General features: G+C 58.2%; 13 protein-coding genes. 6 read left to right on the top strand and 7 right to left on the bottom strand.

What is annotated here, in order from left to right; genetic code table 11:
- Positions 1-25 precede the first annotated feature (25 nt).
- Positions 26-1,006 (top strand): LacI family DNA-binding transcriptional regulator, encoded by a 981-nt coding sequence (locus tag J1C59_RS20605; RefSeq protein WP_128084875.1) that lies wholly within the window; start codon positions 26-28, stop codon positions 1,004-1,006.
- Positions 1,007-1,195: 189 nt separating this feature from the next.
- On the opposite strand, the gene J1C59_RS20600 is transcribed toward J1C59_RS20605, so the two are convergent.
- Both J1C59_RS20600 and J1C59_RS20595 read right to left on the bottom strand, forming a co-directional pair.
- Positions 1,196-2,017 (bottom strand): alpha/beta fold hydrolase, encoded by an 822-nt coding sequence (locus J1C59_RS20600; RefSeq protein ID WP_128084876.1) that lies wholly within the window; start codon positions 2,015-2,017, stop codon positions 1,196-1,198.
- A 259-nt stretch (positions 2,018-2,276) separates the two neighbouring features.
- Positions 2,277-2,498 carry a hypothetical protein gene (locus J1C59_RS20595; RefSeq protein WP_139805875.1) on the bottom strand — a complete coding sequence of 74 codons (222 nt, stop codon included), beginning with the start codon at positions 2,496-2,498 and terminating at the stop codon, positions 2,277-2,279.
- Between the two features lie 374 nt (positions 2,499-2,872).
- Between J1C59_RS20595 and fdhF the strand changes: the two genes are divergently transcribed.
- Positions 2,873-5,845: a formate dehydrogenase subunit alpha gene (gene fdhF / locus J1C59_RS20590; protein ID WP_128084877.1), complete on the top strand. Its 2,973-nt coding sequence runs from the start codon at positions 2,873-2,875 to the stop codon at positions 5,843-5,845.
- Positions 5,845-6,330 carry a helical membrane plugin domain-containing protein gene (locus J1C59_RS20585; protein WP_128084878.1) on the top strand — a complete coding sequence of 162 codons (486 nt, stop codon included), beginning with the start codon at positions 5,845-5,847 and terminating at the stop codon, positions 6,328-6,330. The genes fdhF and J1C59_RS20585 overlap by 1 nt, the downstream gene beginning before the upstream one ends.
- Positions 6,331-6,339: 9 nt before the next feature.
- On the opposite strand, the gene J1C59_RS20580 is transcribed toward J1C59_RS20585, so the two are convergent.
- The 5 genes from J1C59_RS20580 to J1C59_RS20560 all read right to left on the bottom strand — a co-directional run bounded on the left by J1C59_RS20580 (position 6,340) and on the right by J1C59_RS20560 (position 10,028).
- The gene (locus J1C59_RS20580) at positions 6,340-6,756 is read right to left on the bottom strand and encodes a GFA family protein (RefSeq protein WP_128084882.1); all 417 of its coding nucleotides are present in this window, start codon (positions 6,754-6,756) and stop codon (positions 6,340-6,342) included.
- Between the two features lie 191 nt (positions 6,757-6,947).
- Positions 6,948-7,589 (bottom strand): DUF1109 family protein, encoded by a 642-nt coding sequence (locus J1C59_RS20575; protein WP_140916798.1) that lies wholly within the window; start codon positions 7,587-7,589, stop codon positions 6,948-6,950.
- Positions 7,576-8,127: a sigma-70 family RNA polymerase sigma factor gene (locus J1C59_RS20570; RefSeq protein ID WP_128085942.1), complete on the bottom strand. Its 552-nt coding sequence runs from the start codon at positions 8,125-8,127 to the stop codon at positions 7,576-7,578. The genes J1C59_RS20575 and J1C59_RS20570 overlap by 14 nt, the downstream gene beginning before the upstream one ends.
- 71 nt (positions 8,128-8,198) lie before the next feature.
- Complete coding sequence (locus J1C59_RS20565; protein WP_128085941.1) at positions 8,199-9,440, bottom strand: protein-disulfide reductase DsbD family protein; 1,242 nt, start codon at positions 9,438-9,440, stop codon at positions 8,199-8,201.
- 24 nt (positions 9,441-9,464) lie between these two features.
- Positions 9,465-10,028, bottom strand: coding sequence for a peroxiredoxin (locus J1C59_RS20560; protein WP_111138435.1), 564 nt, complete (start codon positions 10,026-10,028; stop codon positions 9,465-9,467).
- A 63-nt stretch (positions 10,029-10,091) separates the two neighbouring features.
- Between J1C59_RS20560 and J1C59_RS20555 the strand changes: the two genes are divergently transcribed.
- From J1C59_RS20555 to J1C59_RS20545, 3 genes are all read left to right on the top strand, one after another.
- Positions 10,092-10,376 (top strand): hypothetical protein, encoded by a 285-nt coding sequence (locus J1C59_RS20555; protein WP_128085940.1) that lies wholly within the window; start codon positions 10,092-10,094, stop codon positions 10,374-10,376.
- Positions 10,377-10,387: 11 nt separating this feature from the next.
- Complete coding sequence (locus tag J1C59_RS20550; protein ID WP_128085939.1) at positions 10,388-11,596, top strand: aldose 1-epimerase family protein; 1,209 nt, start codon at positions 10,388-10,390, stop codon at positions 11,594-11,596.
- Positions 11,597-11,731: 135 nt separating this feature from the next.
- Positions 11,732-12,199: a DUF3237 family protein gene (locus J1C59_RS20545; protein WP_128085938.1), complete on the top strand. Its 468-nt coding sequence runs from the start codon at positions 11,732-11,734 to the stop codon at positions 12,197-12,199.
- Positions 12,200-12,597: the final 398 nt, after the last annotated feature.

Below are 12,597 nucleotides of genomic sequence, written 5' to 3'. Positions count from 1 at the left end.
TGCACGGATTACCAGAAGGATCGCTATGTCTGTACAGAAGATTGCGCAAATGGCGGGTGTCTCGGTCGCCACGGTTTCCCGGGTACTGAATAACAGCGACAGCGTAAAACCGGCGAATCGCCAGAAAGTGCTCGCCGCCATAGAAGAGAGCCACTATCAGCCTAACCTGCTGGCGCGCCAGCTGCGAACCGCCCGTAGCTCGATGATTCTGGTGCTGGTGTCGGACATTTCCAACCCGTTCTGCGCGGAGGTGGTCAAAGGGATCGAGGCGCAGGCGGAGAAAAACGGCTATCGCATCCTGTTGTGTAATTCGGGTGCAGATATCGCGCGTTCACGTTCCAGTCTGCAACTGCTTTCCGGTAAGGTGGTGGAGGGTATCATCACCATGAATGCCCTCAGCAGGCTGCCTGAACTGAGCGAGCTGATTGGTTCGGCGCCCTGGGTTCAGTGTGCTGAGCATGATGACAACGGACAGATCGCCTGCGTCGGCATTGATGATGACGCCGCTGCACAGTCGGTGGTGCACTACTTAGCCGGGCAGGGAAGGGAGCGCATCGCCCTGATTAATCACGATCTTCGCTACCGCTACGCCCGCCTGCGTCAGCAGGGTTACACCACTCAGCTTACCGAGCAGCAACTTGCCTGGCAGGCCATCGTCTATGCCAGCGAACTGAGTTTCAGCGCCGGCAGGGTGGCCATGCAGCAGCTGCTGGCTGATACAGTACGCCCGGATGCCGTATTTGCCGTCTCCGATACTCTGGCAGCCGGAGCCATGGCGGCGATTCAGCAGGCGGGACTGCGGATACCCCAGGATATTGCTGTGGTCGGCTTCGACGGCAGCGACCTTGCTGAGATGATGTCACCGCCCCTGACGACGCTGGCTCAGCCTTCTCAGGCGATTGGGCGCCGGGCCTGCGAGCTGCTGCTGCAGAAGATTGCCCTGCCGGACGTGCCGCCGCAGTACGTGATCATGCAGGGTGAGCTGGTGGTGCGGGCCAGTAGCTGAACATCGCCTCTGTAGCCTCTCTTCACGCCACGGCGGGGGCCTGGCATATGCCCGTTATCGGATGCAAAAGCGCAGAGGGGAACGGCCGGCAGGAGGGTAAAAGGCGGGGGCTTCTGCTGGCATCCTTCGTCAGACCGCTGTTCAGGCTACGCGAAGCACTGCGCGGCCTTCACCGCGCAGTGTTCTGCATTACTGTGCGTTCAGGAATGCCAGCAGATCCTGATTCAGCTGATCCTGATGCGTGACCGCGAATCCGTGCGGTGCATTGTCATAGACCCTGAGTTCAGCCCCTTCAATCATCTCTGCGGCGACCTTGCCCGTCGATTCAAACGGCACGACCTGATCGTTGCTGCCGTGGATCACCAGCGTCGGCACATTTACTTTGGCGACGTCGGCACGGAAATCGGTCTCTGCAAAGGCGGTCACGCAGTCGACGGTGCTCTTCAGCGAGGCCAGCAGCGCGATGTTCAGTGTCTGCGTCATCACCCCCTCGGAGACGGTCTGTCCGGCGTTGGTGCCATAGAAGGGGGTTGCGAACTCTTTGATGAACTGCGCGCGATCTTTCAGCAGGCCATCGCGGATCCCCTCAAACACCGACATATCCACTCCCTGCGGGTAGTCAGCCGTTTTACCAAAGACAGGCGTGACGGCACCCAGCAGCACCAGCGCCGCGACGCGATCGCTGCCATAGTTGCCGATGTAGCGTGTGACATCGCCGCCGCCCATGGAGAAGCCGACCAGGGTGACATCCTGCAGATCAAGATGAGTGATCAAATCATTGATGTCAGAGGCGAACGTATCGTAGTTGTTGCCGTTCCAGGGCTGGTCGGAACGACCAAAACCGCGGCGGTCAAACGCAATCACCCGATAGCCATTTCCGGCCAGGAAGTTCATCTGGCTGTCCCACATATCGGCATCCAGTGGCCAGCCGTGGCTGAACAGGACCGGCTTACCGGTTCCCCAGTCTTTGAAGTAGATCTGTGTGCCGTCTGTCGTTTTAAAGGTACTCATAATCTTGCCCTCTGTATGACGTAATGGTTGGATGTGGCGCTGTCTCAGTCAGGCAGCACCCGATGACGAATCCGGGGTAAAGGTTCACCCAGTTTACCTGCCACTTACCGTCAGGCTGAGGCGGGTCTCTGGCACGCGCGGGCCGGATGCTGACCTCTGTTCCGGGACCGGACTATCGGGCCGCTGAAGTGCCGTGCAACGTGCCCCGATAAGCGCCAGTTCGTGAGGTTTCATACCGACGAAAAAGGCCTGTGCATCATCAATAGTAATCCGCTATTTGTAATTCACCATGACAGGGGCGTGTCAGCATCGGTTTTGTCGTGGGGGCAGGAGGCTGTCGCGACATCCGCCAGGCGAGGGGTTTGCGTACAACCTCTGCGGTTAAGTCCACGCCATATTTGCCCTCATTGACAGAGATGTGCGTATCGGGTGCCATCTCATTATTTCCGTCGGGTGCGCCTGATGAATTCACGATCGCCATTCTGCAAAGCTTCTGTTTCGGGCCGGAGGGGTCAGAATAATGCTTCATTACAGCGGGTCATAAAAAACGCCTGGTCAAACGTCATATAGTTACAACATCCTTAATGTGAATAACCCCCATAACCTGATCCTCTGCACCCGTTAGCGCCTTGCAGAAAAGAGGTCCTCTCTTTCCGGAGACAGTTGCGCCCGGTGGGCGGGCCGGTAAGAAGTCATTACATTTAAAAAACGTCCGAATAATCAGCAGGTAACCGCGTTAAGCGTAGCGGTATTCATGACGGAGTCGTTAATCCTCACTAAGCTTGTGAAGTAACCCCTTAAATAAAGGGACCTTTTCCAGCCGCAAGCGACAGGCGATATCGTCATGAGGCGTATATGAGTGAAAACTACTGCACCATTACTTTTAATGGTGAACGGCTGAAAGGGCTGGCGGATCAGCCGCTGATCGATTTTCTGGATGCCCACGGAAAAAAACTCCTTCATGTCTGCTATCACCCGGCGTTGCCGCCGCTGCAAAGCTGCGATGTCTGCTGGGTGGATGCGGATGGTGAGCGCGTCCGGGGCTGCACGCTGCGTACCGAAGAGGGTCTGACGGTTCAGAGCGAAGGCGCGGCACTCAGGGCCGCCCAGCAGGAGGGCATGGACCGGCTGCTTAACCGTCATGAGCTTTACTGCACGGTCTGTGAGCACAACACCGGCGACTGTACGCTGCATAATGCGGTGGCGGATATGCACATCCCGATTCAGTACTATCCACATCAGCCCAAACCCTATGCGAAAGATCACTCCAATCCGTTCTACACCTACGATCCTGACCAGTGCATCCTGTGCGGGCGCTGTGTTGAGGCGTGTCAGAACGTCGAGGTCAACGAAACCCTGTCGATTGACTACACCCAGGCACATCCGCGCGTCCTCTGGGATGGCGGAACGGAGATCGCCGGTTCGAGCTGCGTCAGCTGCGGCCACTGCGTGACGGTCTGCCCCTGCAATGCGTTGCTGGAAAAAACCATGCAGCCCGACGCCGGTCCGTTTACCGCGATGGATGAGGGGCTGAAGCGGCCACTCATCGACTTTGTGAAGTCGCTGGAAAACAGCATCGGCATGGCGCCGATCACCGGCGTGTCAAATATCGATGTGGCGCTGCGCCAGTCTGAAATCAAACGTACCAAAACGGTCTGCACTTACTGCGGCACCGGCTGCAGCTTTGAAATCTGGACCCGCGATCGTCACATCCTCAAAATCCAGCCGGTGGCTGAAGCGCCAGCCAATGGCATCTCTACCTGTGTGAAAGGAAAGTTCGGCTGGGACTTTGTTAACAGCCCGGAACGCCTGACAACGCCCTTAATTCGCGAGAATGGCCGTTTCCGGCCCGCCAGCTGGGATGAGGCGTTGCAGCGGGTGGCTGACGGGTTGCGCGGCATCGCGCTGCAGCATGGGGGGGATGCGATTGGCTTTATCGGATCCAGCAAGGCCAGCAACGAAGAGGCCTATCTCACGCAGAAAATTGCCCGGCTGATCTTTGGCACCAACAACGTCGATAACTCCTCGCGCTATTGTCAGAACCCGGCCACGGAAGGGCTGTTTCGCACCGTCGGCTATGGGGGCGATGCCGGCACGATTGCGGATCTGCAGCAGGCAGGGCTGATTGTGCTGGTCGGCAGCAATCTGGCCGAAAACCATCCGGTGATCGCGTCACACATCAAACAGAGTCACAAACATCGGGGTCAGAAACTGCTGGTCGTCGATCCGCGGCGGCATGAGATGGCAGAGCGCGCTGACTGCTATCTGCGCATCCGTCCGGGGACCGACCTGGTCTGGGCCTCGGCGATGGCGAAATATATGTTCGACCACGGCTACGCGGATGAGGCTTTCCTGACGCAACGGGTCAATAACGTGGCGGCGTATCGTGCCTCACTCGATCCTTTTACGCTGGCTTATGCCAGCGAAATATGCGGACTCAGCGAGTCAGCGCTGACCGAGGCGGCCGGACTGATCGGCCAGGCGGGCAGCGTCTGCATACTGTGGGCGATGGGCATTACCCAGCACAGCCACGGCGCCGATACCAGTACGGCGCTGTCGAATCTGCTGCTGGTCACCGGTAACTATGGACGTCCCGGCACCGGCGGCTATCCGATGCGCGGCCACAACAACGTGCAGGGTGCCAGCGACTTCGGCTGCCTGAGCAATCTCTATCCCGGTTATGAGAAAGTCACCGATGCAGCGGTCCGGGAGAAGTGGGCCCGCGCCTGGGGTGTCTCTCCGGAGGCGCTCTCCGACCAGGCGGGTGCGGATAACTTCAGAATGGTGAAGCAGGCGGGCGAGGGGAAAATTCGCGCGATGTATATCACCGGCGAAGAGACCGCTTTTGCGGATGCCGACTCGGCGTCTGTCCATGCCGCCTTCAGCCGGCTGGATTTCATGGTCGTGCAGGATATCTTCATGTCGCGCACGGCCGAATTCGCCGATGTGGTACTGCCCGGCGCGCCAGGGGTGGAAAAAGAGGGCACCTTTGTGAACACGGAGCGGCGGATCCAGCATTTCACCCCGGCGATGAAGCCGCTGGGCGACTGCCGTCCCGACTGGCAGATCTTTACCGAACTCGCGGCCCGTCTCGGGCATCCCTGGAACTACCCTAATCCGGGCGCGATCATGGCGGAGGTGGCGGGGATTGCCGACATCTTTGCCGGAGTCAGCTACGAGCGTCTGGCCGGCTGGCAGTCTCAGATCTGGCCGGTCAGCGCCGCAGGCGAGAGCACGCCGCGACTCTATACGGAACGTTTTAACTTTCCCGATGGTAAAGCGCGACTCTATCCGCTCCACTGGCAGGCGCCCGCAGAACAGGCGGATGCAGAGTACAATCTGCTGCTGAACAATGGCCGGATGCTGGAACATTTCCAGTCGATGAACCAGACCGGGCAGGGCGGCCGCATCCTGTCGCTGTCGCCGAATGCTTTTGTGGAGATCTCACCGGAACTGGCCGCCTCGCGGGCGTTGAGTGAGGGTGAGTGGGTCCGCATCAGCTCGCGGCGCGGTTCGGTGGATGTGCCGGTGGTGATTACCGATCGCGTGGCGGGGAACGTGCTGTTTATGCCGATCCATCATGGTCAGGACGGCGTCAACCCGCTGACCGGTGACCATCACGATCCCGACGTCAATACACCCGCCTATAAAGAAACGGCCGTTAACATGAGGCGCATCGACCACCGCCTACAGCCTAATCCCCTGCCGCTGCATAATTTCCGCAATGGCAGCCGCACCCCTTTACCCCATCTGCCGATTGAGCAGAAATGGCAGCAGGCTGGCTACCGTGAACCGCCTGAACACGTCGAAAAACCGGAGAAATTCTGATGGCAGAACGGATGAAATACCAGGTTACGCCTGCGCGCACCGAGCCCACGGCGCGCGAGGCGCTGGACGAGCTGATCGAAAATCTCCACCAGCACGGTTTTCTGCGGCTGGCGAACGATCTGGTGAAATCCAACAGCGAAGTGGGAAAGATTCTGGTTTCAGGGCTTAATCAGCCCGGCACCCAGAACGCCGTGCAAAACCTCTCGCTGCTGATGATGACGCTGGGCACTGTTCCGCCGGAACGGTTTACGCATCTGCTGCTCGCCGTTCGCGATGCGGCGATGGCCGTTAAACCGGCCCGCGATGAGGCCCGGCAGGAGAAAGCCGCACCCGGCATTCGCGGCATGATTCGGCTGCTTAATGACGAGGATCTCTGGCGCGGCCTGCGCCCGATATTCGCGGCGCTGGAGGTATTTTCGCAGCAGATTGACCGCGAGGAGCAGAAGCCGATCACCCGCTTCAGCGGCAAAAGCAGCCGGGAATAGCGCAGTCGGTCAAGCGTCAGGAGGGCGTGGGGTGTAGACCAGATGACCGGCAACACCGCCCGCGCCGCCATCCTTAGGATGGTGGATGCCATCGGAGACCGGCACATCGGTGAAATCGAAGGGCGAAACGCCTTCCAGACAGGCGACGTTGACCCCGAACTGTTCGGGCTGCGAGCGGCTCTGATGAAAGGTGTAGATGCCGCAGACAGCGCAGAAGTAGTGGCCTACCGCCTTGCTATTGAAACGGTACTCGGTAAGCTGCGCTTCGCCCCGAATCAGCGCCACATTAGTCGCAAATACCACCACCGCGCCACGCATCCGGCAAAATGAGCAGTTGCAGCGGCGCACCGTATTAAATCCATCCTTCAGCGTCACCCGGTATGTCACCGCGCCACAGTGGCATTGTCCTGTCATCTCATTATCCATCATCCTCTCCTGTAATGTGAAAACGGCCTCTGTTCAGCCTGTGTCAGCGGCGGGGTTCTGGCCCCCCTGATAACGGCTTTTCGTGTCACACGCTAAAACAGCGGGCTGAAAAGCCGGATTTGCAGCCTGCCGCCTGCGGTTGCCGTGTAAATCGGCTCCGCCTGTTTCAGGCGGACAGAAACTGTCTCTGCTCAGTCGCCGAGCTGCACCCAGCGGCGACCCGCGATCACCGTCAGCGCCACAATCGTTATGCCTGCCGCCAGATGCATGGAGAAATCGATAAGATGCAGGTGCGTATCATGGCAGAGCGACAGCAGCATCGATGCGGTAAACGCGCTGCCGCAGCCGCTCAGCGCCAGGCTGCGCGCAGGATAGAGTGAGCGGGTACGCTGCAGGGTAACCACCGACATCAGCATCATGGGCAGGCTGGCCGACAGCATAAACAGATAGCAGTGGATCCCTTCACCCAACCGGGCCGCACCCGCAGGCGGGGTTTCTGAAGTCAGGTTGAACAGGTTCAGCGCCAGCCAGATGCCGATCATCAGCAGCGGCCAGCGGAGGCTGACCGGTTTTCTGCCGGCAATACTCAGCGTGAAGGCGGCGGCCAGCGTGCTGCCCGCGATAACGAGCGACAGCAGCAGGGCCGCCAGCGCGACGAGGGCGCCAGGCTGAGACCAGTCAGTGAGCCGGGTATGAAATGCCCAGCTGGTCAGCGCGCCACAGGGCAGGGCGAGCGCGATCCAGCCCGCGACGCGCCAGGCGGTCGGCCAGACGCGGCGGACCGGCTGTGCGGAAGCACTGAGCTGATTAATTAACTGGTCATGATTTCTCATGATGCGTCCGTCCGAATTTACGAAGATTAACCATTGCGCGATGCAACAGGGATTTAACCGCAGAGAGCGACTGATCGGTTTCGGCGGCGGCCTGCGCCAGACTCTGCTCACGCAGATGAACCGATTCGACAATGGTCCGCTGACGCTGCGGCAGGGTCTCCAGATAGCCGGAGAGGCGATCCGTGTCGTCGGCGGCGTCCGCAGGCTGGGCGGGCTCAGCCTGCAGCGCCTCCTCATCCTGAATTTCCTGACGACGGCCCTGCTGGCGCAGCATATCGATCGTCCGGGCCGAGGCGATGGCGGCAACCCAGGGAAGGATCGGGCGTTCAGGATCGTAAGTGTGGCGCACACGATGAATGGCCAGCAGGGTCTCCTGAATGACATCCTCTGTCAGCGCCTCATCATGGATTTTTTTGCGCACCAGTGCCCGGATGGCCGGAACCATCGCTTTCAGTACCTGGTTGTAGGCAGCCCGGTCGCCCGCCTGCGCGCGGGCCATCAGGGCTGGCCACTGCGCGCGTTGGTCACGCTCTGACATCGGTCACCCGCAGGTCACTCTCCTGTCGCGCTGCCCCGGCAACGCGTCAGCCAGTCCTGTCGTCATCAGTTTCAGGTTTTCTTTCCTTTTTCTGTCGCCTGATCCAGGGCGGAAATCACAATGCCCGGCGTCAGCACCTGCGGCAGCACCACCGGTTTACCGCCATCAGCCGGATAGACCACATAGAGCGGTAACCCGCCACGGCCAAAGTCGCTGAGCGCCTGCTCGACATCGGGATTATATTTAGTGGAATCGGCAACCATGTAAATCGTACTGGTGCGCGCCATCGCGGCTTTCACCGCCTGGGTCGACAGCGATGTCCGATCGTTAACCTGGCAGGTAATACACCAGGACGCGGTAAAGTTCACCAGAATGGGCTTGCCCTGACCTTTGATTGCATCGACATTCTGCGGCGACCAGGCAACGGCGGCGGCGGCCTCAGAAGCGGCCTCCGTTTCAGCCGGTGCACTGGCAAAACGGTTCAGGTTCATCAGCGGCACGATCACCAGCGCCACAAAGAATGCGGTTGCAACATGCAGCATCACATGACGCTGACCCATCATACGGCGTTTCTGCGCCATGCCATACAGCCAGGCGGCGAAACTCAGCAGTAAACAGCCGATCAGGATCGCGGCCAGCGCCGCCGATCCCGCCTGACGCTCCAGCACCCAGATCAGCCAGCCCACCGCGCCCAGCATCGGAAACGCCAGCCCCTGCTTCAGCGTGATCATCCACGCACCGGGCTTAGGCAGGATGCGAGCCAGCAGCGGGAAGAACGAAATCAGGGTGAAGGGCGCAGCAAAACCCAGCGCCAGCGCGATAAAGATCACCAGACTGACCAGCGGAGGCTGGGTCAGCGCATAGCCGACCGCGCTGGCCATAAAAGGAGCGCTGCAGGGCGTGGCAACAATTATCGCCAGCGCACCGGTCAGGGCGGAGCCGACCAGCCCGCCCCTGTCGCCGCCCATGCCGCCCACGCGCTGTATCGACAGCCCCACTTCAAACAGTCCGAGCAGGTTCAGCGCCGACCCCAGCATCACCAGAATCAGCGCGGCGATAACCAGCGGCGATTGCAGCTGAAATCCCCAGCCGACCGATGCGCCTCCCGCCCTGGCGAGCAGCAGCACGGCGGTCAGGGCGACCATCGTCACCACCACACCCAGCAGAAACGCCACGCCCTCTGCGCGGGCATGACCGGGCGCGTCATGATGGCGGATCAGGCTCAGTGCTTTCAGCGAGATCACCGGAAACACGCAGGGCATAAGGTTCAGAATAATGCCGCCGAGGAAGGCGGCTGCAATCGCAGTCAGCATGATTTACCTGCTCAGATGATGAAGTTAAGCCGGATTGGCCTGACGGTACTGTTTAACGGCATCCATCGCTTTCTGGATGTGCGTATCCGGATTCTTATCGGTGAAGCTCATCAGGATTTTGCCGTCCGGGGCAATCACGTAAGAGGTGCGGTCTGAGACTTTCTGACCCTTCATCTCCATCGTGCTTTTATATTCGGTCGCGACTTTCGCACCCGGATCGGCGGCCACGGTGAATTTGTCACGGCACTCCAGCTGCGAGAACTTCGCAATCTGATCGGTATTGCCTGCGGTCACTCCAATCACTGTCGCGCCCAGCTTTTTGAATTCGTCCGTCGCTTCAGCAAAATCGTGTGCTTCGAGCGTACAGCCTGCGCTGAAGGCTGCGGGGAAGAAGTAGAGCACCACCGGACCTTTCTGCAGGGCCTGCTGCAGAGAGAAGGTGGTTGATTTACCGGCCAGCGCGGCATCGAGTTTAAAGTCAGGCGCTTTCTGACCGGCTTCTAATGCCGCAAAAGCGGAGGTGGCCGGAACACTCAGTGCCAGCAGCGTCGCGACGGCCAGGGTTTTCAGGGTCTTTTTCATTGGCATTACTCTCTCGATTGACGAACAGACGGAGTTGTCTGCTGCCTCTGTTAACAGGTTCGCTTAGAAATGGAAAAAGTTGCGCTGGTTTTAAAATTTTTCACGGATTTTTATCAGGAGGTGAGCGTCCGGTTAATCTTTCGTCGGGTTATCAACGCTGAATCGATTAAAGCTACTGACCTTCCGCGTCTCATAATGCGCCGTTGTTATTCCTGTTTATGCGGAATTTATGTGATTCAGTCCGCATTAATGCCGCTTAAAAATACAAATTTAGTATCAGGTGAGCATGGTCACGTTTCTGAAAGGCGTCAGCCAGTAAGTTTCGCTTACACAATGAAAAAACGATTCAGCTAATGGAGCAAAGGATGAAGATAAAACTGACGTTAACGATGCTGGCGGTTCTGGTTTCCGGCTCAGCGGCTGCAAAAACCTGGGTGCTGACTAGTGCTGAACAGGGCACCGAGCAGGGAAACTGGAAGATCACCAGCAGCGAGCTGAAAGCGCAGGGTAAGCCGTTCAGCATTGAGCAAAAGGTGCTGCACGGCGGCAAGCAGGAGGGCAGTAAAATTCTGACCATCCACAGTCAGGATGGGCTGACCATTACACTGAGTCCGACGCGCGGCATGAACCTGTTACGTGTTGAAGGCTTTGGTTCCCGCATGGGCTGGGATTCGCCGGTGAAAGAGGTGGTCAATCCCGCCTATATCAATCTTGAGAGCCGTAACGGTCTGGGCTGGCTGGACGGCTTTAACGAAATGATGGTGCGCTGCGGCTATGAGTGGACCGGCCATCCGGTTACTGATGAAGGGCGTATTTACACCCTGCACGGTAAAGCGGGCAACACGCCGGTTTCTCAGCTGGAAGTGGAGGTCGCCGATGCAGCCCCGCACGAGATTCGCATTCGTGGCCTGATCAAAGAGAGCACCTTCAAGAAAACCGATCTGCAGACCATGACCGAACTGCGTTACGTACCGGGCAGCGACAGTTTCAGCCTGCATGACGTGTTAACGAATCATGCCGACTATCCGCACGATTATCAGATCATCTATCACAGCAACTTTGGTCAGCCTATCCTGGAAGAGGGCGCCCGCTTTATCGCGCCGATGTCCGGCATCAGCCCGTTCAATGACTACGCGAAGGCCGGGCTGAAAGCGTGGCAGACCTATAATGGGCCGACCAGAGATTTCGATGAGATGGTGTTCAACATCAAGCCTCTCTCTGACAGCAATCATCAGAGTGTGGCTGCGGTTGTTAACAAGGCGGGAAACAGTGGCGCTTCGATTCAGTTTGATACCCGCCAGCTGCCCGTGCTGACGCTGTGGAAAAACACCGACACCCTGAAGCAGGGATATGTGACCGGCATCGAGCCGGGCACCAGTTATGCTTATCCGGTGACCGTGGAACGCGAGCAGAAACGCGTGAAGCAACTGCAGCCGGGTGCCAGCACGCAGTTTGATCTGACGTATACCCTGCTGCACAGCCGCGAGCAGGTCAGTGAGGTGGAAAAACGTATCAGCACCATTCAGGGCGAGACAAAGATTGAGGAAAGTGAAACGCCGATAGCAAAAGAGTAAACCACGCACCCATCCCGGTCCTCCGGCACCGGGATTTTTCATTCTGGCTAAAGAGTGAATTAACGCGTGAGGCGCATCATTGGCTATACCGCGCGCTGCGGGTCTCTCTATACTGGCGGGATAACAGGAGGAACTATGTTACCCGCACTCGAATACAGCTTCAGAATTGATATTCACGTCGATAAACCCGTTGTGATCTCCAGCAGCCCTTTAAAGGGGAAGCGCCAGCTTATCCCGATACGCTCCGGCACCGTCTCCGGCGCGCTCAACGGGCAGGTCATGCCGGGGGGTATCGACAGCCAGTTCATTGATCCGGATGGGATTTGCCGCCTCTCGGCCCGTTATGCCTTACATGTCGGCCAGGGCACAGTTTATGTCGAGAATAATGGCATTCGTCGCGTACCTGACGCATTTAAAGAGAAGCTGTTCGGGGATGACATGCGCTTTTTTGATGAACTGCCGCCTTCACAGATTTATTTCAGAAGCGTCCCGGTATTTGAAACCGATGTGCCTGAGTTGTCATGGCTCACGACATCGGTGTTTATCTGCGCCGCAGAAAGAACCGCGTCCGGCGTGACGCTGGAATTTTACAAAGTAGTCTGATTTTTAACTCACAGTAAATACAATCTCTTTGCTCAGCCCTGACGCCCTGGTCCTCGCCAGGGCCGTTTCCGCTTGCTGCCCTCCCTGACCGGCAACGCAATCCCTGCCGGATCCTGCTCCGGTTTCCATTAACTGCGAGATGAAGATCCGTAACACCCTTTCTGTCACCCCAAATCAGCAGGCGCCCTTAACAGTTAATATCCGTTAAAGTCTTGCCGGTCACTTCCGATAATGCTTAGAAGGTGTGCTTCCATGTGCAGGCCCAGGCCTGGGTGTTTTTCCGGTCTGCGTGGCGATATCGGTGACGCTTAAGGCGTACAAAGGATTTTCTTGCATGTAACCGGCATTGATCTGATGCGGCAATACGTCAACGAAAAATGAAGATACATTACAGTCAT

This window comes from Pantoea deleyi, from assembly GCF_022647325.1.
Lineage (GTDB): Bacteria > Pseudomonadota > Gammaproteobacteria > Enterobacterales > Enterobacteriaceae > Pantoea > Pantoea deleyi.
The sequence above is the reverse complement of the archived record's forward strand: the minus strand, read 5'-3'. Positions and strand labels throughout refer to the sequence as shown.